General features: G+C 51.4%; 22 protein-coding genes. 13 read left to right on the top strand and 9 right to left on the bottom strand.

The window, feature by feature from the left end; translation table 11 throughout:
- Positions 1-71: 71 nt before the first annotated feature.
- Together VN24_RS15125 and VN24_RS15120 are read left to right on the top strand one after the other, a co-directional pair.
- The gene (locus tag VN24_RS15125; RefSeq protein WP_045671076.1) at positions 72-2,132 is read left to right on the top strand and encodes a coiled-coil domain-containing protein; all 2,061 of its coding nucleotides are present in this window, start codon (positions 72-74) and stop codon (positions 2,130-2,132) included.
- Positions 2,133-2,156: 24 nt separating this feature from the next.
- A complete protein-coding gene (locus VN24_RS15120) occupies positions 2,157-2,486 on the top strand; it encodes a hypothetical protein (RefSeq protein WP_045671075.1) in 330 nt (109 codons plus the stop codon).
- Positions 2,487-2,501: 15 nt separating this feature from the next.
- Here the strand turns inward: VN24_RS15120 and VN24_RS15115 are convergent, their stop codons facing one another.
- From VN24_RS15115 to VN24_RS15085, 7 genes are all read right to left on the bottom strand, one after another.
- Entirely contained in the window at positions 2,502-3,464 is a 963-nt protein-coding gene (locus VN24_RS15115) for a TRM11 family SAM-dependent methyltransferase (protein WP_045671074.1), read from the bottom strand.
- Positions 3,465-3,633: 169 nt separating this feature from the next.
- On the bottom strand, positions 3,634-4,872 hold the full coding sequence (locus VN24_RS15110) for an amidohydrolase family protein (protein ID WP_052702979.1): 1,239 nt from the start codon (positions 4,870-4,872) through the stop codon (positions 3,634-3,636).
- 57 nt (positions 4,873-4,929) lie between these two features.
- Entirely contained in the window at positions 4,930-5,766 is an 837-nt protein-coding gene (locus tag VN24_RS15105; RefSeq protein ID WP_045671073.1) for a carbohydrate ABC transporter permease, read from the bottom strand.
- The gene (locus VN24_RS15100; RefSeq protein ID WP_158453678.1) at positions 5,751-6,452 is read right to left on the bottom strand and encodes a carbohydrate ABC transporter permease; all 702 of its coding nucleotides are present in this window, start codon (positions 6,450-6,452) and stop codon (positions 5,751-5,753) included. The genes VN24_RS15105 and VN24_RS15100 overlap by 16 nt, the downstream gene beginning before the upstream one ends.
- Positions 6,453-6,772: 320 nt before the next feature.
- A complete protein-coding gene (locus tag VN24_RS15095; protein WP_045671071.1) occupies positions 6,773-8,068 on the bottom strand; it encodes an ABC transporter substrate-binding protein in 1,296 nt (431 codons plus the stop codon).
- A gap of 24 nt (positions 8,069-8,092) precedes the next feature.
- Positions 8,093-8,998, bottom strand: a complete 906-nt coding sequence (locus VN24_RS15090; RefSeq protein ID WP_045671070.1) for an ABC transporter substrate-binding protein — start codon at positions 8,996-8,998, stop codon at positions 8,093-8,095.
- Positions 8,999-9,003: 5 nt separating this feature from the next.
- The gene (locus VN24_RS15085) at positions 9,004-10,212 is read right to left on the bottom strand and encodes an amidohydrolase family protein (protein WP_045671069.1); all 1,209 of its coding nucleotides are present in this window, start codon (positions 10,210-10,212) and stop codon (positions 9,004-9,006) included.
- A gap of 215 nt (positions 10,213-10,427) precedes the next feature.
- Between VN24_RS15085 and VN24_RS15080 the strand changes: the two genes are divergently transcribed.
- On the top strand, positions 10,428-12,107 hold the full coding sequence (locus VN24_RS15080; RefSeq protein ID WP_052702978.1) for a PucR family transcriptional regulator: 1,680 nt from the start codon (positions 10,428-10,430) through the stop codon (positions 12,105-12,107).
- A 269-nt stretch (positions 12,108-12,376) separates the two neighbouring features.
- On the opposite strand, the gene nagA is transcribed toward VN24_RS15080, so the two are convergent.
- Entirely contained in the window at positions 12,377-13,573 is a 1,197-nt protein-coding gene (nagA, locus tag VN24_RS15075; RefSeq protein WP_045671068.1) for an N-acetylglucosamine-6-phosphate deacetylase, read from the bottom strand.
- A gap of 193 nt (positions 13,574-13,766) precedes the next feature.
- Here nagA and VN24_RS15070 point away from each other — a divergent pair, with 193 nt between their 5' ends.
- The 6 genes from VN24_RS15070 (at position 13,767) to VN24_RS15045 (ending at position 20,567) form a co-directional block, all read left to right on the top strand.
- On the top strand, positions 13,767-14,822 hold the full coding sequence (locus tag VN24_RS15070) for an SIS domain-containing protein (protein WP_045671067.1): 1,056 nt from the start codon (positions 13,767-13,769) through the stop codon (positions 14,820-14,822).
- A 45-nt stretch (positions 14,823-14,867) separates the two neighbouring features.
- Complete coding sequence (locus VN24_RS15065) at positions 14,868-15,638, top strand: DeoR/GlpR family DNA-binding transcription regulator (protein ID WP_045671066.1); 771 nt, start codon at positions 14,868-14,870, stop codon at positions 15,636-15,638.
- A 261-nt stretch (positions 15,639-15,899) separates the two neighbouring features.
- Entirely contained in the window at positions 15,900-16,868 is a 969-nt protein-coding gene (locus VN24_RS15060; protein ID WP_045671065.1) for an ROK family protein, read from the top strand.
- A 547-nt stretch (positions 16,869-17,415) separates the two neighbouring features.
- Positions 17,416-18,282, top strand: a complete 867-nt coding sequence (fba, locus tag VN24_RS15055) for a class II fructose-1,6-bisphosphate aldolase (protein WP_045671064.1) — start codon at positions 17,416-17,418, stop codon at positions 18,280-18,282.
- An 18-nt stretch (positions 18,283-18,300) separates the two neighbouring features.
- Positions 18,301-19,233: a 1-phosphofructokinase family hexose kinase gene (locus VN24_RS15050; RefSeq protein ID WP_045671063.1), complete on the top strand. Its 933-nt coding sequence runs from the start codon at positions 18,301-18,303 to the stop codon at positions 19,231-19,233.
- A 341-nt stretch (positions 19,234-19,574) separates the two neighbouring features.
- Entirely contained in the window at positions 19,575-20,567 is a 993-nt protein-coding gene (locus VN24_RS15045) for a 3-oxoacyl-[acyl-carrier-protein] synthase III C-terminal domain-containing protein (protein ID WP_045671062.1), read from the top strand.
- Between the two features lie 23 nt (positions 20,568-20,590).
- On the opposite strand, the gene VN24_RS15040 is transcribed toward VN24_RS15045, so the two are convergent.
- Complete coding sequence (locus tag VN24_RS15040; RefSeq protein ID WP_052702977.1) at positions 20,591-21,442, bottom strand: AraC family transcriptional regulator; 852 nt, start codon at positions 21,440-21,442, stop codon at positions 20,591-20,593.
- A gap of 449 nt (positions 21,443-21,891) precedes the next feature.
- On the opposite strand from VN24_RS15040, the gene VN24_RS15035 reads away from it, so the two are divergent.
- The 4 genes from VN24_RS15035 (at position 21,892) to VN24_RS15020 (ending at position 26,119) form a co-directional block, all read left to right on the top strand.
- Positions 21,892-22,857, top strand: a complete 966-nt coding sequence (locus tag VN24_RS15035) for an ABC transporter permease (RefSeq protein ID WP_082083783.1) — start codon at positions 21,892-21,894, stop codon at positions 22,855-22,857.
- A 15-nt stretch (positions 22,858-22,872) separates the two neighbouring features.
- Positions 22,873-23,757, top strand: a complete 885-nt coding sequence (locus tag VN24_RS15030) for a carbohydrate ABC transporter permease (protein ID WP_045671060.1) — start codon at positions 22,873-22,875, stop codon at positions 23,755-23,757.
- 50 nt (positions 23,758-23,807) lie between these two features.
- Positions 23,808-25,466 (top strand): extracellular solute-binding protein, encoded by a 1,659-nt coding sequence (locus tag VN24_RS15025; protein WP_045671059.1) that lies wholly within the window; start codon positions 23,808-23,810, stop codon positions 25,464-25,466.
- 245 nt (positions 25,467-25,711) lie between these two features.
- On the top strand, positions 25,712-26,119 hold the full coding sequence (locus VN24_RS15020) for a GNAT family N-acetyltransferase (protein ID WP_045671058.1): 408 nt from the start codon (positions 25,712-25,714) through the stop codon (positions 26,117-26,119).
- Positions 26,120-26,143: the final 24 nt, after the last annotated feature.

Genomic DNA, 26,143 nt, shown 5'->3' with positions numbered 1-26,143 from the left:
GACGAATAAAGCCGAATTATGCTCCAGACTGCAGTCGCGGGAAAATGGTTTTTCAGCACGGAGGTTCCTAAATGGTTAATTATAGATGGATGTTGTTGTCTTTTCTTCTATTCTTTATGCTCGGCGGAAACGCGTTTGCGGCAGCCGCTGCAAGCGGCAGCGGAGGCGGTCGCAGCTGGATCTGGTTCATCGCTGCGGCTGCAGCTGCGGCGGCAATCGGCGTTGCGGTCTTATTCGGATGGCGCAAGCGGCAAAAACTCGAGCAGCAGCGTGCACGGATTGACGAGCTGATCGAGGCAATCGACAAGGCGAAGGCCGAATTGAAGCCATACGACGGACAAGCGCGGGGCATGACGGAGGAGCTGATCGAACGCATTAACGGCGAATTGTCCGGCTCCCTGCTGACGCTGAACGAATTGAAAAGCCAGTCTGCACGCAGCCGGATTTTCCTGCTGCATTACACCAGGCTGAACGCCGAAGCCGATACATTAAGAACAGAATTGGACAGCCTTGCAGCCGGCGCCGAACGCAATACCGCGGAAATCCGGCGGATTGCCGATACGGGCCGGGAGGCTGAGCGGACCATCCGCCAGTTGGCCGCCCAGTCGGCAGCGCTGCGAACCGAAATCGAGCTTCAGTCCAAAGCAACGTCGTTCCCGCTGGAGGCGCTGTTTGACAGGCTGAAGCATTTGGAATCGGAAGTCAGCCGCGCCTTCGCCAGCCTGCCTGAAGATCCGGTTGCGGCCGAAACGATCGCCCGGAACTGCCTGGGGATGCTGGATCTCCTCACCGGGGATATGGACGACTTTCCGCTGTTCTTCGACCAATTTGACCGTTTCGAGTCCGCAATTGCCGATTGCCGGAGCCGTCTGGACGAAATTAGAGAGACGGCCGGCATCGGCAGAGCGATTCAGCGGCTGAACCCCTATTTCAACTTCGGTCTGGCGCGCGAAGCCCTTCACAAGATGTACAGGGAGCTGCGGCGGGGCGACATGAGCGAAGTGAGATCGTTTGGTATGAAGGCGGACCGCCTGCTTGCCGAAGCGGTGGAAGTTGCTGCCGCGCAGGCCGGTTTGAAGGACGCGACCCGGTTCGATGCGGAACGGCTGCTGAATAAAACCGCAGTACTGTGTGAAGAAATCGCCGACCTTGAACAGCCCTTTGAGCAAATCCGTTCCGCTTACGCCGTTATTCATTGGTCGGCTTTGCTGGAGAAATTCCGCCGGGCCAAAGAGGATGCTGCCGATGCGGAAGCGCGGCTGGTCGAAGCTTCGGGACTCGCTTCCGATGCGCAGCAGCAGTTCGACCGGGCGCGTGCCTTACTCGATCAGCTTCCGCCGCTATTGTCCGCAGCGGAACAAACCGTTCAGGAGTGCGGCGAAACATTTCGGAAGCTGGCGGAGCGGCTTGAAGCATGCAGGAACGAAATCGGAAGCCTGCAGGAGTCTTACCGGCAAACGCTTCAGGCAGTTAGCTCGGAAGCACTCGTTTTAACCGGAGAATCGGAACGGCTGCGGGCAACGGCAGAGGCATTGGGCCGGAAGACCCGGGAACTGGCCCAAACCGAACCCTTTAATTTGGATTCGCTGGAATTCGAGCTGGAGCATTACCGTCAGGACATTGAGGCGCTGCGCGAACATGTGGGGCGCGCGGCTGCTGACAAACAGGAGGCGCTGCTTCTTATGCAGGCGGGGAAAACCGGCTACGAATCGCTTCAAGCGGCTGGCCGGGGCCGGATTAATGAACGGCACTATCGTCAGCGCTATGAATCCCTCAGCTGCAAAGCCGGCAAGCTGCTTGCCGCAGGCTTGTATGCCGAAGCGCTGAAACACGCCTCGGACATGAAGGATTTGATCGAACGGATGAATCACGATTATGAAAATGCGCTGGCCGAGGAACGGAGACAGGAGCTGCTGGAACAGCGGCATTTGCGCCGGCATTCCTCGGACTATACGCTCCATGGGGGCGGTCATTCTGCAGGCAGCGTCCGCTGGAATTCCGCCGGCATCGGCGTTTCGGACCCGGACCCGGACTCGGACCGGGACCCGGTCACGGACTTGCTCCCAGACCCTAATCCGGACCCGAACTCAGACCCGGATTCGGGTGATTCCTCCGGTCGCGGAGGCGGCTGAATATTTTTCGAGGAGATCGTTGGCATGCTTACATTGGAATGCGTATCAAGCGATAATTTTGCCGTCGAATGTACCATTTTGAACTCTAACGCTTTCTTCAACCGCATCTCCAGAGATAAGGAAACGTTGGATGAAGACGATGTGTCGGCGGACCGCAAAGATGCCGAAAAAGCCGGCGCGGAGCGGTTCTTGATCAAAGACGGGGAAACTTATGTCGGGGTTGCGTCGTTCCGGCTCGGCGTTCTGATCGAAAACGAACCGGGTTTGAAGTTCTGGAGGCGGAACGGCTTCCGCAAAGTCGGCTCTTCCGCGCTTCCGGACGGAAAAGGGATTGAAGTATACGAAAGCGCATGACGCTCCGTTAGTGATTTATTGGCAAAGAAACAGCTGCCGCTTGAAAGCTCCCTCTCCTTTGCGCATTTCGCAGCGGCCCTCGATATCGAACCCGGCTTCGGCAAGCAGCGGTTCCACCGGCTCCGTTGAGATGACGACCGCTCTTGCCGCCATGGAGCGCAGCGACCGCAGTATCTCCAGCTGCTCGCCGCGGGGAGAGACGGAGCACAGATTGTAGGGCATGTCGAGCACAGCGGCATCGTACCGTTCCGTTACGGCGCGCATGTCGCCCAGCCGCACCCGCTGCGGAGGATAGCCGAAATAGCTCATGTTTTCCCTTGCGCCGCGGGCCGCAAGCGGATTGATTTCGAATCCGTCCATATCGATCCCCATCGACCATGCCTCCAACAGCACCGTCCCGATGCCGCAGCACGGATCAACGGCGCGAATGCCGCGAGGGTCCGGCACGGCGATGTTGGCGACCGCTCGCGCCGTGCGGACGCCGAGCGCCGTGGAATACTGCCTCGGCTTGTCGACGTGCGCTCGCCATGCCGAACCGGCTTCCGTTAGCGCGCCGATCATCCATTTGCCGTCCAATCGGGCGGCACCGATCAGCCGCTGCGGCCGCCGCATGTCCGCCTGGCCGCGAATGCAGGCGCCCACTTCCCGTTCCAGCGCCAGTCTTTCCGTATATTCAAGCTTGGCGCTTGAATCGATATCGAGCCAGCGCACCTTGAACGTTTCCCCGCCCAGCTCCATTGCCGATGCCGCTTCCTTCAGCTCCCCTATACTTTCGAATTCGCCTTCGATCCGCATCCGTTCTTTTATAAACGGGCTTCTGCCGGGATCGATTTCCCGCACGCTGCGGATATATCCAGCACCCTCTGCTTCGAATGCTCCCACCAGCGCCCGCTGCTCCATGCCGCACAATCCCGCTTCATTTTCATGACAGGCAAACGTATAGATAAACATGACCCATTCTCCGTTCCAAGCGTCCATTACTGTCTCCATTGTACAGAAAGAGAGTCGACGTTCCAATCCTCCCGAATTTTGCAAGCGGATCTGCACGACTGACATCATTTCATTATTTATAAATGAAGCGCGGTGCCGATTATTCTATATTGCCCCCATCAGTCCATGAAGGTGCCTTCAAGTTGGAAAGAAATGACTAACTCGATGCCGGGCCTGTTGGGATAACAGCCTCGGCAACCTTGACGCCGCGCTTCCAAACCTTTCGGCATGCCGGTTGATCCAGCAAAATGTCCCGCTCCGAAGATGACGTCGGGAAAAGCACCATATCGGCATAGGCGCCGATATGAAGGCCGTACCCATGCAAGCCCAATGCCCTCGCCGCACCCGAAGTCAGCATGTGGACCAGCTGCCGAGCGTCCGCCTCGCTGCCCATGTAAGCCGCAACTGCGAGCAGCCAGGCAACCTCAAAGGGATCAGCCTTACCGAATGGCGTGAAGGCATTTCTCACATTGTTAACGCCGACCGTTACATTCACCCCATGCTCCAGCAATAACTTCACGGGAGTTAGTCCACGCCTGATTTTCTCCCTATCGCCCCTACCGCTTATATATAAATCGGTGGCGGGCAAACACATAATCGAGATATCCGCTTGCGCGATTCGTTCGATGGCTCGGCATGCTTCAGAAACCGGCATCGATCCCAGCGATGTGACATGCCCCGCCGAGACTAAGCCTTGAAATTCGGATGCGATTGTTCGATCAGCAATATCAAGTATGGTGCGATCTTCCGGATTGTCGGAAAAGTCAGTGTGAAAATCAATGGGAACCTTATACTTCTCACCAAGCTTGAACACGTAATCGATATGCTTTCCCGGATCGGCATCCTGATAGGGCATGCCTCCAACCACATCTACTCCCAGGCGAAGCGCTTCCTCCATCAATTCATCGGTCCCGGGAGCTTGAAAGATACCTTCCTGGGGTAGGACGACGATTTGCAAATCCATCCAAGATTTAACCCGGCTTTTTAGTTCCAATGCAACTTCGACGGACTTCAAACCAAGAATTGGATCTACCTCCGCATGGCAGCGCATATGGGTAACGCCATTGCGAACAGCCTGCTGAATCGTAGCGAGTGAACGATCCCATATATCTTCACGAGTAAACCCTTGCTTGAGCTCTGCAGTCATCCGGATCGCTTCTTGTAAAGAAGTGGCCTCGCTGCTCATTCTTGACAGAAGGTGTGATTTGTCCAAATGAATATGTGGCTCAACCACCCCGGGAAGAAGCATCGCACCATGAGCTTGTTCCAATATAACTGCGTCTATGGCCTGTTCCCCCGCTGGAGCAACACAAGTGATGACCCCATCCTTGACACCTACGTCCATGAATTGTTTAGCACCTGGCAGCCGGGCTCCTTGAATCAATAAATCAATCATGGTTGTCACCTTTCGTTCTTTCCTTATTTAAAACAGAATGGTCCTGATAGCGATTTACTATCCTTTCACCGCACCGTCACTTAAGCCGTTTACAAGTAATTTTTGCGCAAAAGCAAAAACGAGAATGGATGGAATACTTACGAGAACTGTACCCGCCATCAGTTTCCCCCATTGAATACCCATCTGAGTGATGAAGAAACCAAGAGCTACGGATTGTGTTCTCGTTTCCTTCCCGAAGCTGTAGATCAAGGCGAACCAGAAGTCGTTCCAGGCAACAATAAACGAGAATAAACCTACAGCCGCAATACCCGGTAACGAGATCGGTATCACAATCCGCCAAAGCCGGCTCCAGATCGAACATCCGTCCATGATGGCAGCTTCCTCCACTTCATAAGGGATTTTATCGAAGTAGCCCTTTAGCAGCCAGACGGCGATTGGGAGAACGACGATCATATAGACTAGGATCAACCCTGTGTAAGTATTCAAAAGTGTAAGATCCTTCAGCGTCATATATAGTGGGATCATAATCACGATTTTGGGAAACAGCGTAGTAAAGAGAATGGAAACAAGCAATACGTTTTTCCCGCGAAATTTAAATCTGGAAAATCCATAAGCTGCCATAATACCAATTATCAAGGAAAATACAGTGGCACCTGTCGAAATAATGACCGTATTTCGAAAATACCCCAACATATCTTGGTCTCTTAGAATAGACAAGTAATTCTCGAGCGTAGGCGATGAGGGGATCCACTCAGGCGGTTGTTTATAAACCATACTTTCGGATTTCAATGAAGTGCTGACTCCCCATAGGATGGGAATCAAGCTAAAGGCGGAAAGAAGAAGAGCTGATAAATAGAATCCCACATGCAGGGAAATTCTCATTTTACGGACCATTGGATATCTCTCCGTTTCATGGCCTGATTGGCCGCAATTCCGTAAAAGATGAACAAAATAATGACAAAAAGGAGCAGTGCCAGGCTAATCGCCGAAGCGCCTCCGAAATCAAAATTGACAAATCCGATGCGATAGATGAACAAGCCAATCGTTTCGGTTGCTCCGGCCGGTCCCCCGCCGGTCAATACCATCAACATATCGGACGTATTCAACCCATTGATCAATTCCAACAAGAGGACAACCAGAATGATCGGCATTAAGCTGGGAATCGTAATGTACCGGAATAACTGCACCGAATGAGCCCCGTCGATTTTCCCCGCTTCATATAACTCCTTCGGAATACTTTGCATGCCGGCAAGAAGCATAAGCATAACAAATGGAAAACCTTGCCATGCATAAGCAACAAGCACAGACCACAAAGCTGTCCGGGGATCGCCGATCCAGTTATTGGTTAAGTACCCTAGGCCTATCGATTGTAGAAATTCATTAAATACGCCAATATCTGCTTTAAGAATCCAACGCCACAGATTCGCCGCCGCGATCGAAGGAATCGTCCATGGAAGCAAGCATAGAATGCGAAAAAACATATTGCCTTTCACTTTGATATTGAAAATAATGGCCGCCCAGAACCCGAGAATGAAACGGCTCGCGATCCCGCCTATAATCCAGACCAAGGTATTATTCATAACCTTGAGCACTTCTTGCTTGGAGAAGACCCTGAAATAATTATCCAATCCATTGAAAGTTGAACTAAACGAAGGAAACGATATTTTGGAGAAACTGAATACGACAGTCTGATAAATGGGATAGAACATCATGGTGCAGAGAACGAACAAACAAGGAAAAATCAAAAGATAGACCGGGCCTTTAGTACGAAGTGTTTTCTGAAATGTGCTCATCTCACATCCTCCTTCCTCGTTTCTTGTGAAATCTGCAACACTGTCAGCCGGTCGTTCCCGACTGACAGTGTGCAGATTTCAATAAGTCCATAAGAATGAAACTTGTTTTAATGTGATTGTTCGAGTATGGTATTGATTTGTGACGCCATATCATCCGCAGCTTTCTGAGGCGTTTTGCTTCCAGCCAGTACCGCCTGCAATTCCGGGAAAATTACATTTTGTATTTCCTGCCATTGTGGAATCGTCGGCACGTTCCGTTGGTATTGTCCGACTTCGAAAAAGATTTTATAATCCGGTGTATTCCAAGGAGATACATTCGCGGCAGACATACGGGATGGTTGTTGGTTGGTGAGCGTCAGATTTTCCGGTTGAAGCAGCCACATTGCAAAATCGCGAGCCTCTTTTTTATGTTTTGCATTATTAGGAAGTGCGAACGACCAGCCATTTCCTTTCCCCACCTTATCAGGCGCTACTTGAAGACCCCACTCCAATTCCGGATGTTGTTTCAAAAGATCAACCGTGTACGTATAGGCTGGCATCATGGCAAGTTTTCCGTTGACAAACAAAGGATATCCATCTCTTTCGGTATCGAAGTTGACTGTCCCTTGTGGTGTGACTTTGTATTTTGTATAAAGCTCAGACCAGAACTGAATGCCTTTCACACTTTCAGGGCTGTTGATCATCGCCTTTGTATTGTCCGCATTTAAGAAATCGCCGCCGAACGCCCATAATACCGGCCCAAAAGAGGTAATGAAACCGCCAGGATTCGATGGCTCAGCAGCAAGGGCAAAGCCATATTGTTTGCCAGGGATCGTAAGCTTCTGGGCAAGTTCAAGCATTTCTTCGTGCGTCCAATTTTCCTTCGGATACGGAATACCTGCCTGATCGAATAACTTTTTATTGTAAACAATGGCCTGCGACATATCGAAGTAAGGAAGTCCATACATTTTCCCATCAATAATATTTGACTCCCATATGGATGGGGAAAAATCCGATTCATTCAGCGTTTTCTTTTCTTCATCCCATGTATCCAGCAAGCCTTTGCCTGCGACAGTGGCAAGGATTTGCGTATCCGCGGAGATTAGATCGGGGGCGGTACCGCCAAGTATAGCGGATTCTACTTTTGCAACGTATCCGGAAATCGGATTATCCTCAAAATTCAATTCAATATTGGGGTATTTACTCGCATATCTGTTCTTGATTTCTTCTACATTCCAGTCTTTCGATTGAACCCACAGCGTTAGTTTGACCTTCTCCTTAGAAGCTTCTCCTGATGTTCCCTCACTCGTCCCGGCCGTGTTCCCGCTTGATTGGGTTTTATCCGTTCCGGAATTTCCACAGCCGCTTACAAAGACAACAAGGGTTAAGATCAACATGCTCCAATGAAAAAATTTGAATTTCATCTTCCCATCTCCCTTTTTTCTTTTTTATTTAGCTAACTGAGCTACCGTAAATTCATAAGGCTTTGTAGTCACCAATTCGGTATAGGGAAATGGTTTCTCAATTAAGCCGGCCCATGCCAAACTTTGCTGCCAGGCCAACAACTCGCTTTCTTTGATCAGCACACTTTCGTCCCACAACTGGTGCTTGTACATATTGAGAAACTCGATCATCCGATCCACGTCATCAGGCCAATTCTGTTTGACAAGGTCTCGGGCATCCTCGGCATCGTGCTCCCGAATCCATGTGGTTGCTCTCTGGATGGCCAGTGTGAACCTCCCAATCAAGTTATCTTCTCGATTAAGCACTTCCGGCAGAGTATAATAGACGCTTGCAGGAACAGGATTCGTCACGCTTGCGGTATGGTAACCGATACCATCGCGAACGAGTGCGGCCGCGGTTAACGTATCGACTGCATAAGCATCACCCTGACCCCCGCCAAATAACTCAGCAAACATGGATGTGGATAACCCATCGATAAACCGAACGGTTGACAAATCGATACCGGCATGTTTAAGGACGCCTTTTAGAAACACCGTACGGCCCGGACCCGCACCAAGCCCTCCAACTAATACCAGCTTGTTCGTAAAGTAATTCCAATCAAATGACTCCACGGGTTCACGTGTCACAATTTCAATCGTATAACGTGCACATAATTGGGCGAAGGATAAGTAATCTTTGACTCGGGATTTATACATGGCAGGAACCCAAATTCCCCCCAGTGCCGCTTGAGAGACACCGTTGTTGAGATTATCCAGTACGAGATCCCATGGCTTCGGTACATCGATCGTTACATTTAGGTCAACATCTGTAAAATACCCTAATTCTTCAGCCAGATAATGAGGAAAATACGTGGGCGAGTGCCCGGTTGCGGAAACATGAAATCGATCCATTCCATCTACCTCGTTTCAATATTAGTTAGTTCTTTATTGCTGCTCATCCATTCTCCACCGACAAGCTGGCCGTTCACGAACACCGCTTCCCGTTTAGGAACGGATGCGACTGCATGCATACTGTTCATTGCCTCAACAAGGATAAAGTTCGCGGGATCACCTGCTTTCGGTTCTGGATCTCCTGAAGTGATCAGCGGTAAGATCCTCATTAATTCGTGGTCCATTCTCCATTTGAATTTCTCTGCAAGACGTGAGCCTCGAGCCAATAGATCGCCATTGCCAAACGGGCTCCACGCATCCAAGATATTGTCGCAGCCGATATGGACTTGAACTCCGGTATTCAATAACTGATCGACACGAGGCATTGGATGGTCGATCGGAACACTGGTGATAATCCCAACATCGGCTTCTTTTAACTTGTGGGCAAGGTCCAATGATTCCGCCTCCGACACTTGACCCATACAATAGGCGTGACTCACCGCTGTCCTACCCGCCTTACCCGCTTGCTTGGTCAGATCTGCAAACTTCTCGATGGTATAAACGCCGAGATGCCCGGGGTCATGAAGATGCATGTCTACTCCAGCGTGAAATTCCGCGCTGAGTTCAAACATCGCTTCGAGACTGCGATCCACCTGCTGATCCAATCCGGCCGGATCGACTCCGCCCACCAAATCGGCGCCCGCACGCATCGCCTCCTTCATGATCGACAACGAATTCGATCGAATCAGCCCTTGTTGGGGAAAGGCGACAATCTCCATCTTCATGCGTCCGCGATATTCCTCTCGAACACGCAAAATGTCTTCCAAGTACGAAAGACCGATGTCCGGATCGACGTCCACATGTGTGCGAATGGAAGCGGTACCTCGATCGAGAAGCAGATCAAGCAACCGCCTCGCCCTCACTGCAGGCGAGCTGGAGAGCGTGGAAAGCATGGATTTTTCATTTTTCAGCTGACCTTCAAGTGAAAGGAAAGGTTTTAACGGCTGCCAAGGTTCGCCCAAAAAATTTTTATCCAAATGAATATGGCTGTCTTTAAAAGCGGGGATATAAAGCAGTCCCTTCGTATCCTTGAATTCCAACGTATCGGTGCAAGATTCGTTCTTCCCTTTGCCGCTCGAAGTAATCTTTTCGATAATGCCAAGCTTTCGGTTCAAGATGATATCGCACAATTCATGTCCGATTTTAACATTGCCAAGTTTCAGAATACCCATCATTTCCCCCTTCTGCTTCTGTTAAGCGTAAACAGGCATTAATGTCAGATTACATTCCATCAATCCCTTCTTGGCCTTATTATATCTAGAGTATTTCGAAAAGTCATTGTATGAAAAATACAAATTGCTCTCCTCTTTATATACTTTCCGCCTAAACCACTTTACGGTTTATTCATTTGATGCTAGCATAACTAACAAAAGATGATGGAGGATGCGACATGCGCCTAGATATTCTTTTGGCTCACGACATTTTCAAAAAGCATCAAGTGCTGACAGGTGAAAGCGGCTTGTCTCGAACCGTCGAATCCGTTAATATCATGGACGGCCCCGACATTATCCATTATTTAAAGCCTCGTGAGCTCTTGCTGGCCAACGGCTATTTCTTGAAGGATCGTCCAGAAGTACTTTCCGAGTTGATTGAACATATGAATCGGATGGACTGCCCCGGCTTGGCTATAAAGACGAAACGGTTTTCGCTGTCCATTCCTGCAGCAATTTTGGAGAGAGCAGACCGCCTCCATTTCCCCATTATCGAAATATCGGAAATCTCGCATTCGCTGGGCGTCATCCTTCAGCAATCGACCAGTCTGATTCTGGATAACAAGAGCTACGAGCTTCAATACGCCCTTTCCATTCACAAGCAATTCTCTTCCATGATTATGGCAGGAGGCGGCATCTCCCAGATCGTCGAGTCCCTGGCGCAGCTATTATCCGTGCCCGTCCTGTTGCTCAGCCACAAACTTCAACTTTCTGACTGTTCGTCTTTGTTAAAGAATAAGAACATGCAGCCGCTTATGGCTCGGGTCTTGTCCACTCTGCTCACATTGCCTGTTTTGGATGCTCCTGTGTCACTTTGCTTCTTTCACCCGGAAATGGGTGAATATCGTCATGTCGATATTCACCCGATCATCACCTCCCGCCACGAAGGCTATCTCGTGTTCTTGCAGCAGGAGCAGACCATTTCCAATCTATATACCTTGGCCATCGAACAAGCTGCCAATGTCATTAGCATGGAGACAATCAAAGAACAGGCCGTTAAAGAACGATCCCGAAGATACAAAAATGAATTTTTCTCGGATTTAATAGATGGGTTCATCGCTTCCGAGCAAGAAGCCTTGTATTTGGGCAGGAAATACGGCTTAAAGCACAATGCCCTGTTCCTCATCATTACGGCCAAGATAGACGACAGCCAAACTGGAAGCGGCACAGAGGCGTTTATCGGGAGATCTGACCGTGATGTTCATTATGACTTGCTCAAACGTCATTTCACCGCCATCCCGAATACCTTTACCATGTTTACCAAGAATGATCTATTCGGCTTATTGCTGACATTACAGGATTCTGATTGGGAAGAAGAAAAGTTCCTTACGCTCCTGGGCAACATTACTTCAGAGTTGTCCCAGAAAGCGAATTTGAGCATTTCGCTCGGCATAGGAAATCCGGTGACGAATGTACTGGATATCGGCTTGTCATACCGTGAAGCAGTTGAAGCGCTCCAAACCGGCTATTTGACCAAAAAAAGGGGATTTATTCAATTATACAATTCAAACGACATTAGTTACCTGCTGAGGTTGATTTCAAATGATGAATTGGAGCATTTTTACGAGAAGACGTTTCAGAGCTTTTCTTCGATGGATGCCAGCGAGAAAAGCGAATTAATGCGCACGCTTCGCGCGTATTACGATAATCAAAGCCAATTAGTCGAAACTGCCAAGCAGTTGTATATCCACCGAAATACAGTGTTGTATCGACTCGACAAATGTGAGAGGTTAATGGGTGTGAGTCTCAAAGATCCGATGGTCAGTTTACGCTTTCGAGTCGCTTTTGCCATGGAGCCATTCCTCAAAGTAAAAGACCAGAAGAACGTAAGGACGAACGTCTCTTCCAACTCCAATTAGCTATTAAATGATTTTTGATTGACGGAAACGATCAGATAAGCTCTCTCATAACCGTTTACATTTTGCAAACGGGCATTTTGAGCACAATAACATCCTGGCTTAGCCGTTAGCTCTCGAAGGTCGTTCATCCATCCGTTCCGCGCGGGCTGATCCTACGACCCCATCACTGCCGATGCGCTCTATCCGCAATTCTTGGATTAGCATAACTTCCTAAACAAAGAATAAGGCATGTTCGTATCGCACAGTTGCGATACAAACACACCTTTTTATTACACAGCCGCGTATTCCTTCACCGGCTGTCCGTCAATCCATACCTGCTTCAGCTCCAGCTCTTCGCTCAGCCAGACCAGATCGGCCGCATAACCGGGACGGATATCGCCCAGCTTGCCGTCCATCCCGATCATCCGCGCCGGATTGGCGCTCGCGAGCAGGCTCGCCTCCGGCACGGTCAATCCGATCTCCCGCACCATAAAGCGGAAGCCTTCCGCCATCGTCAGCGTGCTTCCCGCCAAGCTGTCTCCCTCGTACAGGCGGGCCTCCCGCCCCTTGACGATCACATCGAGCCCGCCCAGTTTATACATGCCGTCGCCCAGTCCGGCTGCGGACATGGCATCCGTAATAAGAACGAGATTGCCTTTGTCCTTCAGGCGGGCCATAATGCCGACGCACAGCGGATGAACGTGAATGCCGTCTGCGATAATCTCGGCGCTCATCTCATCGCGGGCCATAATCGTTCCGACGACGCCCGGTTCCCGGTGGTGCAGCGGCGTCATCGCGTTGAACATATGGACGGAATGGCGCAGCCCCGCTTCAATCGCCGCTTCCATCTCTGCGCGCACGGCTGCGGTATGACCCGCGGACATGACGATGCCGTGCTCGCTTCCGTAACGGATAACCGGCAGCGCCCCTTCCCGTTCCGGAGCCATCGTTACGATTTTGACCAATCCCGGAAACCGGCTCTGCCACTCTTTCATCCATTCCAGATCCGGATCCACGATATGGGCCGGGTTTTGCGAGCCGGGATAGCGCGGGCTGATAAAAGGTCCTTCCAGATGCACGCCCGCAACTTTGGCCGCGCGCGCATCGCTCCGGCTGTAGCCTGCGACCGTTTCCAGCACCGCATCAATCCGCTCTTTCGTCTGGGTCATCGTCGTGGCGAGCAGCGTCGTCGTGCCGTGCTGCGCATGAAAACGGGTAATCGTGCCGATCGCCTCTTCGCTTGCATCCATGAAGTCGCTGCCGTAGCCGCCGTGAATATGAATGTCGACAAATCCCGGCACGATCCACCCGCCGCCGGCGTCAACGATATCGTAGGCCGGACCGGCGCTATTCGAATAGGCCAAGCCGAGCGCCCAGCCTTCACGCGGACCCGCGTATTGAATGACACCGTCTTGAATAACGAGCGCCCCGTCCTCCACCGTTTTGCCGCCGCTGACCAATTTTGCGTTAATAATGACCGTTTCCATCAAAACACCCGCTCTTAATGTAGTTTTCAATCATAAACGAATATTTCCTAGTATCTTTTGCTTTTATTTTAAACAAAACCAGCGCCTTGTTCAATCAAAAAAACTGAAAAAATCATAGATATTGATTGATTCGGTCATTTTATTATGTATAATGAAGGTATGAAATTACCAAAACGGTCAAAGGAGTGACAGCATGACCCCTCAACAAACGTTAACGTACCCCGAGATTTCCTCACAGGATGAGGCCATTGCCAAAGCATGGGAGCAGCTGGCGAAGCAGCAGGATTGGGTGGACAACTATTTGAAAAACCCGAAGTATGACGAGCTCGTCTTCATCGGCTCCGGCTCTTCCTACTATCAGGCGCAAACGATGGCGGCGACCTTCCGCAAATGGACCGGCAGAACGGCTTCCGCCCTGCCGTCTTCGGATATTTTTCTCGTTCGCGACGCTTCCGTCGCCCGCAATAAAAACATTTTGCTGATCGGCGTTTCCCGTTCCGGCGAATCGACCGAAGTCATTCTCGCCCTCGAATCGGTCAAAGAGCTTCCGAATTGGACCGTCTGCGGCATTACCTGCTACGAAGACAGCAAGCTTGCGCAAATTTCCGAGTCGCTCATTTCGCCGCTCGGCAAAGAAAAAAGCACGGTCATGACGCGCTCGCTCAGCTCGATGACCTTTATGATGCAGGCTGCAATCGCGCTCGCTTCCGGCGATCCGAATTTGTCGAAGGAAATGGCAACCGTCATGGCGATGAGCGGCGACAACGTAAGGAAAGCCGATGCGTTCATCAGCGATTTTGTACAGAATAACAACTTCAATAAAGTCATCTATCTCGGCATCGGTTCCTACTACGGACTGGCCCAGGAAGTTTGCCTGAAGCTGAAGGAAATGACGTACACATGGACCGAAAGCTACGGAACGCTGGAATTCCGCCACGGCCCCAAATCGGTTGTCGATTCCGGCACGCTGGTCGTCCTGATGCTTTCCGAAGGACCGCGCCCCTATGAGCTGAAAGTAGCCGAAGAAATGAAAGGCTACGGCGCCACGGTGCTGCTCGTAACGGCATCCGCCGGCGAAGACACCGCGTTTGCCGATGCGGTATTCGAGCTCGGCGGCCAAGAACTGAGCGACGAAGCGCGCGGCGTGCTGTACCTTCCACCTCTGCAATATTTCGGGTATTATACAGCTATTAAATTAAATGTCGACCCTGACAATCCGCGCAACCTGACGCAAGTCGTCAAAATCTGATTGCTTTAGCCGCGGGGATGCGGGGACGAGTGCGAGGTGTAAGCGATGTCCAGCGATAAAATGAGCAAAGGCGATAAGCGCCGTTCCCAAATACTCGAGGCTGTGGAGAAGACGGGAGAAATTACGATACCGCAGGTGATGGAGCGCTTCTCCTGTTCGGAAGCGACCGCCCGCAGAGATTTGAATTTGCTTGCGGACGCGAACTTCGTCATCCGTACGATCGGCGGAGCGAGCAGCAAGCGCGGCGTCCTCCCGGAGATGTCCTTCCGCGAGAAGGAGGATCTGCTGCCGGATATTAAAGAAACGCTTGCCGTCAAAGCCGCTTCCTTTATCGAGGAAGGCGATATTATCGGTCTGACGGGAGGCACGACGACGTTCCACATCGCCAGACAGATCAAGAATCGTAGCAACATTACGGTCGTCACGAACGCCGTTAACATCGCGATGGAGCTGGCGGACAGTGACACGGTCCAGACCGTTCTCACCGGAGGCGTGCTGCGCAGCAAAAGCTACGAGATGTGCGGTCCGCTCGCGGAAAGCGTGCTGGAGAAGCTGAACATCGGCAAAATGTTCGTCGGCCTCGACGGCATCAGTCTCGGCGAGGGGCTGACCACTTATTCCGAGCTGGAAGCCCAGATCGGCAGATTGATGATCGAGCGCTCCAAGATGACGATCGCCGTATTCGACAATACGAAAGTGAACCGCACCTCTTTATTCACCCTCGCCCCGTTGTCGGCCGTTCACCGGTGCATTACGGACATGGAACCGGATGAGGAATGGAAAAAGCGGCTGCGGGAGCTTGGGATCAAGTGGTGAAAAAGGGGGCCCCGCTGCGCGGGCGGATTTGATCTTCCGATCGCTGTTGTAGCCGGATTGTCTGGATTGACTAACCCCTTACAGGGTTACAATCCGGCTACAAAGGCGAACGCTTGCGCTTCTCCAGATTCAAATCCGCCCGCTTCGCTCAGACGCTCCCTTTTTTCACCATCGGCGTGGAGAGGAGTAAAAGACCGCTTCGCTCAGTTATCTCCCTTTTTCACCATCGTTTGAGAGAAAATAGATAGGCAGGTGTCATCAATGAAAGTACGGATCGGCGTGGACGTCGGCGGCACAAACATCGTCTGCGGAGTCGTTTCGCCCGGGGGCTTGCTGATCCAAAAGATCAAGCAGCCGACGGAAACGGCGCGCGGCAGCGAATATGTGCTCGGCAAAATTGCCGGGATCATTCGCCAGGCCGTAGAACTCGCAGGACTTACGATGGAGGATGTGGAATGCGTCGGCGTCGGCACACCGGGGCTCGTCGATCCTTCCAGCGGCGTAACGGTATTTGCCGGCAATCTGGGGTGGCATAACGTGCCGGTGGCCGATATTTTGTCCCGGCATCTAAACCTTCCCGTTAAAGTGGATAACGATGTCCGCATGTATGTGCTGGGCGAAGCGGTGCGCGGCGCCGGGCGCGGTTACAAGCACGTGCTCGGCATAACCGTCGGCACCGGCCTCGCCGCCGCTTTCGTGGAGGATGGGCGCCTGTTCTACGGCAGCCGCAGCATGGCCGGCGAGCTGGGCCATATTTGCTTCAACGAAATTCCTTACGTCTGCAGCTGCGGTCTGACGGGCTGTCTGGAAACGGTCGCGTCGGCAACAGGCTTAGTGCGGCAAGCGCTCACCCGTCTGCAGGACGGAGCGGACAGCTCGCTGCGCGGATTGCTCCGCGCGGACGGGTCGCCGTCGGAAGGATTGACGGCGGCAGCCATCGCCGAAGCTTACGATGCCGGCGACTCGTTAGCCATCGAGATCATGAACAATACCGGCGTGCTGCTCGGCAAAGGGCTCGCTTACGCCATTACGCTGTTCTCTCCCGACTGCGTCGTCATCGGAGGCGGCGTGGCGGCTGCGGGCGAGCGGCTGCTCCAGCCGATGAAGGAGCAAATCCGCCGGTCTGTCCTGCCTCAATACGATATAAATACCGCAATCGTGACCGCAGAGCTGCCGGACGACGCAGGCGTAATCGGCAGCTCCATTTATGCAAGCTCACGGCTAAACTAGTACATCGCTCCGAAAAACATTCCGATGATCTAACGGAACTGAAGTAGCTCTTGTTTTGCATTAATGCGCCTATTTGGATATCTAACGGAGGTCAGTGCTCTTATTTTGCATTTATGAGCCCATTAGGATATCTAACGGAACTGACAGCTCTTAATCGATTTAGAATGGTATATGTTCAGACCGAAAAACAGAAATAAGGTCCGATACTTCCGTTAGATTTTCAAATCGAACAAAATGAGCGGAATAACGTCCACTGCTTCCGTTAGCATCCAAGAACAACCCGTAATGGCAACGGTTTTTCAGTATTGTTCTACTAGCCTTTCTATAAGCAGGAGGATGTACCTTCATTACGGGTATTCATTACGGGTATTCTGTTCCACCTGACGGCTGCCGCCGTGAAACGTGAACCTTTCTTTCCTGTTTGAAATAAAAGCATGCCACTTTTTACGGAACAAGCTTATCCATACGAAGCGTTTTTGCTTCGCAAAAACTTTAGCTTATCCTTACGAAGCGTTTTTGCTTCGCAAAAACTTTAGGAGGAACAACCATGTCTCTTGTATCATCTACACCTTTGCTCCAGCACGCCCGCGAGAACGGATATTGCGTCGGCGCTTTTAACGTTCACACCTTGGAAATGCTGCAGGCGGTCGTTGAAGCGGCGGCCGAAACGGAATCGCCCCTCATTCTGCAATCGACCGTCGGCACCGTCAAGCACCTTGGACCCGACTATATCGCGGCCGCAGCCCAAACCGCAGCGAAGCTGCACCGGATTCCGATCGCGCTTCACCTGGACCACTGCACCGATTTCGACCTGATCGTCAAATGTATCCGCGCCGGCTACACGTCGGTCATGATCGACGCCTCCCACTCCCCGTTCGATGAGAACGTCGCCCAAACGCGCAAAGTCGTCGAAGTGGCAAAAGCGGCAGGTGTCAATGTGGAAGCCGAGCTCGGCAAAGTCGGCGGCGTTGAAGATGAGATCGTTGTCGGCGAAGAAGACGCTACGCTCGCCGATCCGCTGGAATGCAGACGGTTCGTCGAGCTGACGGGCGTCGCGACGCTCGCTCCGGCCATCGGCACGGCGCACGGCATTTACAAAGGCGAGCCGAAAATCGATTTTGACCGCATTCAAGCCATCGCCGAAGTCGTCTCCGTTCCGCTTGTACTTCACGGCGGCTCCGGAATTCCGGTTGAGCAGGTACGCCGTGCCGTATCGCTCGGCATGAGCAAAATGAACATCGCCACCGAGCTGCGCATCGCGTTCTCGAACGCCATCAAATCCGTATTCGATCAAAATCCGGAGGAAAACGATCCGCGCAAATATATGGTGCCGGCCAAGCAGGCGCTCAAGGAAATGGCGATCGAAAAAATGCGCATGTGCGGCTGCATCGGCAAAGCCGGACAGCTTATATAAGCAGGAAACGAACAAGCGATGATCAAGACGGTAACGCTTAACGCGGCAGTTGACAAAACCTACTATTTGGACGCGTTCCTTCCCGAGTCCGTGAACCGGGCGGCGGAAGTTTACGCCGTTCCCGGCGGCAAAGGCTTGAACGCGGCCCGCGTCGTCCATGCGCTTGGCGGACGGACGCAGGCGACGGGCATTGTCGGCGGAAGCAACGGGCAATTTATCCGCACCGGCCTGGACGCGGCCGGCATTGCGCACGACTTTGCCGAGACGGAAGGCGAATCGAGACTGTGCCTGAACTTTATTTCCCGGGAAACAAACGCCTCCACGGAAGTGCTTGAGCCCGGCCCGACGATCGGTGAAGCCGAGCTCGCGCAGGTCGCGCTCAAAGTGACGGACGGGTTGACCGATTCGGACATCGTCATCCTGTCCGGAAGCCTGCCTAAGGGCGCCCCGGCCGAGACGTACGGGAAGCTTATCGCCCTCATTCGTCAAAGCGGAGCCCGCGCTTTCCTCGATACGAGCGGTGCGGCGCTGGTCCACGGGCTGGAAGCGACACCTTTTTTCATCAAGCCGAACAAAGATGAAGCGGAAGCGCTGCTAGGCATCAGCGTCCGCGACGAGCATGAAGTCGCCGCAACCGTTCGCCACTGGATGGCTGCCGGCATCGCCTGCCCCATCGTTACGCTCGGAGCGTCAGGGTCCATCGCCGGATTCGGCGGAACGTGTTACCGGGTTCATGCGCCGCGCATTGAGGCGGTAAACACTGTCGGCTGCGGCGATTCGTTCGTTGCGGGCATGGCGGTCGCAATGCGCGGCGGAATGCCGATCCGCGAAGCGCTGCGCTTCGCGACGGCGGTCGGAGCCGCCAACGCCCTTACCCGGCATGCCGGAGAGGTGTACGAAAGCGACGTGCTGCGATTGACCGAACAGGTCGAAGTGACCGAGCTTTCATAATCGATTGACATAGACTGTTTTAAAATGAAGAAACGTCCAATCCGCTTGAAGCCGGGTTGGACGTTTCGCTTTTTCCGGCTGCTTATGATTACAAAAGATCCGCGCCGACCTTCGATTCCAGCGTAGAATGATAGGGTTCAATACCGAGAATTACGTATCCTGAGCTATCGGGAGAGAAAGGATTAATGGTTGTTCTACTTTTTTTGGTGAATCCATAAGTTCATTGTGGTAAAATCATCCATATACTAGGAAAAGGAGGAGTAATTAAGAGAATTGCAACGAGGTTCAGGAAAAAGAAAGAGTTAAAATCTCAGGTGATTGGTGGAGAGGAGAAGAACCGATTGAACAATGTTCAGATCAAAAGCGTAGCCGTTTACCATCCGGACAATAGCGTCGGCAATGATTATTACTTGGAACGACTGAAAGCAAAAGGCGCTGATATTACGAATCTCTTGGCCGTTCTCGGCCGTGACAAACGGTATATCATCGATAACGAGCAGGAAAATTCGCTGACGATGGCCGTTAACGCCGCTCAATCGGCACTGAACAAAGCCGGGCTCTCCGGAGAAGATATCGATATGATCGTTTATTCGAGCCAAACCCCGGAATACCTGTTCCCGACCAATGCGATTATGGTCCACAATCAAATTGGCGGAAAGGCTTCGGCCATTTGTCTGGATTCCAATGCAAGCTGCGCCGGGATGGTTGTCGCGGTGGAGCAGGCGAGCGTCTATATGTCCGCCAATCCGGCCGTGAAGCGGGCGTTAATTATCGGCTCGGATCATGTCTCTCCGATTACGGACGAATCGGAAGCGGTCTATTTTTCCGCATTCGGAGACGCTGCTGCCGCCGTTATCCTGGAACGGGTGGAAGGCGCTGCAAACGCAGGGCTGATAGACTCCGCTTATTACACCTGCTCCGAACCGATCAACGCTTCGTTATACCCTCCGAAAGGCCTTTCCAATATTTATAAACAATCGATCGAAAAATTGAAAATCGTAACGAATCCTTTCGATACCGATATGGCCAGCAAGGTTGCAGCCGAAATGATTCCCGATCTGCTGGAGCGAAACAACGTGCCGCTGGAGCGGGTCAGCGCGTTCTGTTTCTCCCAGTTCGCAGTGATGTATGTCAATGTGCTTCAAGAGAAACTAGGCTTGGAGAAGGAGAAATGCATCTACATCGGCGATGAATTCGGCTACACCGGAACAAGCAGCCCGTTCATCGCATTACATAAGGCGGTCGAGTCCGGACAGGTGAAGAGAGGCGATGACGTTATCTTTTGGACCGTCGGAACCGGTTGGCAAAATATTGTTATGCTCTATCGGTATTGATCGGTCGAAACGTCCAATCCTCTTCACAGGGTTGGACGTTTCTCTCTGCGGTATCCGCTCGGCGTTTGCCCGCTCCACTTCTTGAACTGCTTGGAAAAATACAGCGGGTCGGCAAATCCGACAGCAGCAGCGACCTGTTCAATCGCAATCGGCTTTTGCAGAAGCTGTTTGGCCGCTTCCATGCGCACGTTAAGCAAGTAGTTTTGAGGCGACAACCCCGTATAGTGCTTGAACATTTTAGAAAAATGCGTCCGGTCATACCCTAGCGTATGTGCAAGCGAGTCGATCGATATTTTCTGCTCATATTGAAGGGTGAACAAGCGTATTGCCTGCCCGATCTGCCTTTCCATCTGCGATTCGGCCGCCGTGCTGCTTTGTCCTTCTGCATGCGCCTGATCCATCCACTGAGCAAAAATGGTCCGAAGAAGTCCTCCCGCGCGCATATCGTCAGCGACGGTTCCCCCATACAACGTCTTCTCCATCTGGTAAAACAACGCCGACATACGCCGCTGCCGGGGATGCGACACGACCGGTGCGGCCGCAGAGATCCCCAGCCGGTGCAGGAGCCCGGCCGCCTCCATCCCTTTGAATCCGATCCAGCGGTAAAACATCGGACTTAGCTCATCCGATTGATAAGCGATCAGCTCGTCCGGAAAAATAAAAAAGAAATCGCCGGCAGACACGGGATAATCCGTTCCTCTGCAATGGAAAACGCCCTGTCCGGACACGACGTAATGAACAAGGTAATAATCGAGAATTTTGGGCCCCACCCGATGGTTCGGATCGGTTCGTTCCTGACCGCTGAACATCGGAACAAGCTCGCCGCTTCCGGGATGTGCATTGATGGATACCCGATATGTTGCATTGCTGGGCAACACTGCCTCCTCCTTTCAGTTTCGCATGCCTTCATTTTGAAATAATTGAACTGATTTTTCAAGGACGAGAAAACAACATTCCTCCATATTGATCCGGTTTATCTCCATAGGATGTCCATCCATGTTCTGCTACGATGAAGGTACAAGCTGCTTCATTAACATCTACGAATAATTGAACGGGCAACCCTCTATGATGACAAAGCGGGCCATTCTCTTCCGGCTGCCGCTTTAATAGAGGGTTATTTGCGTTTGTCATTTAAAGTAAAATATTTACATATTATTTACCCCTATTTTAAATCATTCTAACAAATATTAATCATAATAACGAAAGTATCAACAATAACTATTGTTGTTCATCCATTAAAGTTATGAAAACATTCTTATTAATGTAGGTATTGATGGCTTTAATTTGATTTACACCATTTTCTTGAAGGAGGTGAAAAGAAACGATGGATACGACATCAAGCTCTTCCTATCAGCTGAATTCGGTCCAGGCAAAAAAACGGACCGGCTCCCGGCTCCTGACTTCCTTACGCCGCAACTGGGACCTGTATGTACTGATTTCGCCGGTTATCGTCTATTTTATTATTTTTCACTACTTCCCTATTTACGGCGTTCAGATTGCCTTCAAAAATTACATCGCGACGCAGGGCATATGGAACAGCCCATGGGTCGGATTCAAGCATTTCCAGCGTTTCTTCGACAGCTATTATTTTTGGCGGCTGATCCGGAATACGCTCGGCATCAGCCTCTACGAGCTTGCGGTCGGCTTCCCCGTCCCGATTCTGCTCGCGCTGCTTATCAATGAAGTTCGCCAGAAATTTTTCCGGCGTTTCGTGCAGACGGTCACTTACGCGCCGCACTTTCTGTCCACTGTCGTCCTTGTCGGAATGGTGGTCATGTTCCTTCATCCGAATAACGGCATTCTGAATGAGCTGATCAAGCTGTTCGGCGGACAACCGATTTCGTTTATGACGGAGCCGGGCTGGTTCAAGTCGGTATATGTCTTCTCGGGAGTTTGGCAGCAAATGGGCTGGAGCTCGATTATTTATTTATCCGCCCTCGCCGGCATTGATCCTCATCTGCACGAAGCCGCCCGGATTGACGGAGCTTCGCGACTAAAGCGAATATGGCACATCAACCTTCCGGGAATTATGCCGACGATCGTTATCCTTCTTATTCTCAACGTCGGGTCGATTATGGGGGTCGGATTCGAGAAGGTGTACCTGATGCAGAACTCGCTAAACAAGGAAAGCTCGGAGGTGATCTCCACCTACGTCTATCAGACCGGGCTTCTCGGCGCCCAATACAGCTTCTCCGCCGCTGTCGGCCTATTTAATTCCGTCATCAATTTCATTTTGCTCGTCCTCGTTAACCGGGCTGCCAAAATGATGAAACAAACGAGCTTATGGTAAAGAGAGGAACCGCAAGTGGAAAAACAAAGTACCGGAGACAAAGTGTTTGAAGTCGTTGTGAACGCCCTGCTCGCTCTCGTCTGCATCGTTGTGCTGTACCCGCTTATTTATATCGTCAGCGCGTCCATCAGCAATGCCGAAGATGTGCTCAGCGGTGAGATGTGGCTGCTGCCCATAAGCTTTTCGTTCGTCGGGTATTCGAAAATATTCCATAACCCGGAAATTTTAACGGGGTATATGAACACGATCGTGTACACCGTTGTCGGCACCGCCATTAATGTCGCGATGACGGTTATGGCCGCATATCCGCTGGCCAGACGGGATTTTGCAGGCCGAAACGTCATTACCGCCCTCTTCGTGTTCACCTTGTTTTTTTCCGGCGGTCTGATCCCTTCGTACCTGGTGGTCAAACAGCTCGGCATACTTAACACGATGTGGGCGCTCATTATTCCAGGCGCCGTGTCGGTCTGGAACATCATCATTATGCGCACGTTCTTCCAGAGCAGCATTCCGGAGGAGATTCAGGAATCGGCCTCCATTGACGGCTGCTCCAACCTGCAAACGTTATGGCGCATTGTACTGCCGCTGTCGATGCCGATTATCGCCGTCATGATTTTGTTCTACTGCGTCGGACATTGGAATGCCTACTTTAATGCCCTGATTTACTTGACGGATCGGGACAAATATCCGCTGCAGCTGTTTCTCCGCGAAATTTTGCTGCAGGGGGAGATGGACACGATGGTAGGCGCAGGAGATGCGACGCATGCCAAAACGGTGATGGATACCGCATCGATCCGTTATGCGCTCGTTGTCGTTGCGAACCTGCCGGTGCTGCTGCTGTATCCGTTTCTGCAAAAATATTTTGTAAAAGGCGTTATGGTTGGGGCGATCAAGGGTTAACCGCCCTTGAAATAAATAACCTATTTATAGAAGGGATCGAACAAGAACAGATGAAACGTACAAAATGGACTCCATTGCTTCTCACCACCGTATTGGCAGCAGGATTGCTTCAGGGCTGCAGCCAAAACAACCCGGAACCGGGAACGAGCGCTGCAAATGCCGGCAGCAAAAATGCCGGTACCAACAGTGCCGCCGCCAAACCGGAAAACAATCTGAATAAAACCGGCATGCCCATTGTCAAGGAACCGATCGAACTCACCTTTTTTACCGGTAAAGCGCCCACAAACAGCAATGACTTCGAAAACACATTGGTATGGAAAGAGTATGCCAAGCAAACCAACATTAATGTCCGTTTTCAGCTTGTTCCTTTTGACAGCCTGACGGAGAAGCGGAACCTCGCCCTTGCCAATGGCGACTATCCGGATGCATTCTATTCCGCCCGCGTCCCTGCCCCCGATCTGCTCAAGTATGGACAGCAGGGAGTATTCCTGAAAATTAACGATCTCATTGATGAATATGCTCCCAATTTGAAAGCGCTGCTGGATAAATACCCGGATCTTAGAAAAGCGATCACCATGCCGGACGGCAATATTTATTCGATTCCGAGCTTCTACAGCCCTGAATTTCTGCCGATGCTGATCGGCACGCCGCTGTGGGTGAAGAAAGATTGGCTGGACAAGCTGCATATGCCCGAGCCGACGACGACTGAGCAGTTATACAATTACTTGAAAGCTGTGAAAAACACCGATTTGAACGGAAACGGCCAGCAGGATGAAATTCCATACAGCGGCACGAGCATCTCTCCGTTAATCGAACAGCTGATGGGTGCTTGGGGAGTCGGCAACCGCGGTCTTGGGCATAAATTTGTCGATACGGACCCGGCTTCGAACGAGCTTCGGTTCTATCGTCTTGATCCGAAATTCAAGGAAGTGCTTGAATATGTGAGCAAGCTGTATCAGGAAGGTCTGATCGATCCTGAAACGTTCACCCAGAAGAGCGACGCCTTTCTTGCCAAAGCCGGCAAACAAACTGTGGGAGCAACGATTAACCCGAGCCCGGTAACGCAGTTTAACGGGGAGAACTATATCGGTCTGGGAGCTCTGAGGGGGCCGCATGGCGATCAAATGTATTCGCATATTAAAGTACCGATGGTATGGCCGGGTGCGTTCGTCATTACGGACAAAAACAAAAATCCGGAAGCGACGCTCCGCTGGATCGACAGCTTCTACGGCGATGAAGGCGCCACGTTCTACTTTATGGGCCAAAAAGGTGTCACGTACGACGAGAAACCGGACGGTACACTCGAATACAAGGATGAAATCAGGAACAATCCGGATGGACTGACGCTCGATCAGGCTCTGATCAAATATGTGACCTGGATCGGCGGCAGCTACCCGGCATATGCGCAGCAAAAATATTTCAAAGGTTCGGAATCGCTGCCGGAAAGCGTTGAGGCCGGCAAAAAAGCCGAGCCATACTGGCTGAAAGAACTGTGGTATTACTTCAACTTTACCGAAGACGAAACGGAATTCATGCAGTCGACCGGCAAAGATATCGAGACGTATATCAAAGAGGCGGAAGCCAAGTTCATTACCGGCGACGTTCCGTTCAGCGAATGGGACAGCTATGTCAGCAAAGTTCAATCGCTTGGAGTGGAGCAATACATGAACGTTTACAAAACGGCTTATGAACGGTACAAAAATACCTGATTTGTTCCGGTTCCGGCCGCCTTTAAAGGCGCACCGGAACCGTTTTTTTAGTGGCAGGATCATCTCCCCGTTGTCTCGGACTCTGAAAAGGCATCGATCATGCAGCAAGCGTGTTGTCAGCCTCCTTTAGCTCGATGCGCAGCGAATTGATTTGCTCTATAATAGTTACTGAACCGGATTTGAGGAAGACAGGACAACTAATCAAGGTTTAACATTGCAAAGACAGAAAGAGTGGGTATATACCTATGGACATCAGGCGAATTAACAAGGAAATGGCTTGGGAATTAAGGCATGTGGTCATGTGGCCCGATAAAGATGTGGATTACGTTAAATTGCAAGATGATGATGAAGGGATTCATTACGGACTTTTTTCCAATGAACGGGTTGTATCCGTCATTTCGCTTTTTGTTGATGGCGATGAGGCGCAATTTCGCAAGTTTGCCACTCTCAGGCATGAGCAGGGCAAAGGTTACGGCAGCAAGCTGCTTCAATATGTATTGGACGAAGCACAGTCAATGGGTATTGAAAGAATATGGTGCAACGCCAGAAAAAACAAAGCCCCGTTCTACGCAAAATTTGGCTTGGCCCAAACCCCGTCCATATTCAGCAAAGGCGGAATCGAGTATGTCATTATGGAGAAGCTCATGAAGTAATGAATTGCCAGGCTGGTACAGATC

This window comes from Paenibacillus beijingensis (assembly GCF_000961095.1).
Lineage (GTDB): Bacteria > Bacillota > Bacilli > Paenibacillales > Paenibacillaceae > Paenibacillus_O > Paenibacillus_O beijingensis.
The sequence above is the reverse complement of the archived record's forward strand: the minus strand, read 5'-3'. Positions and strand labels throughout refer to the sequence as shown.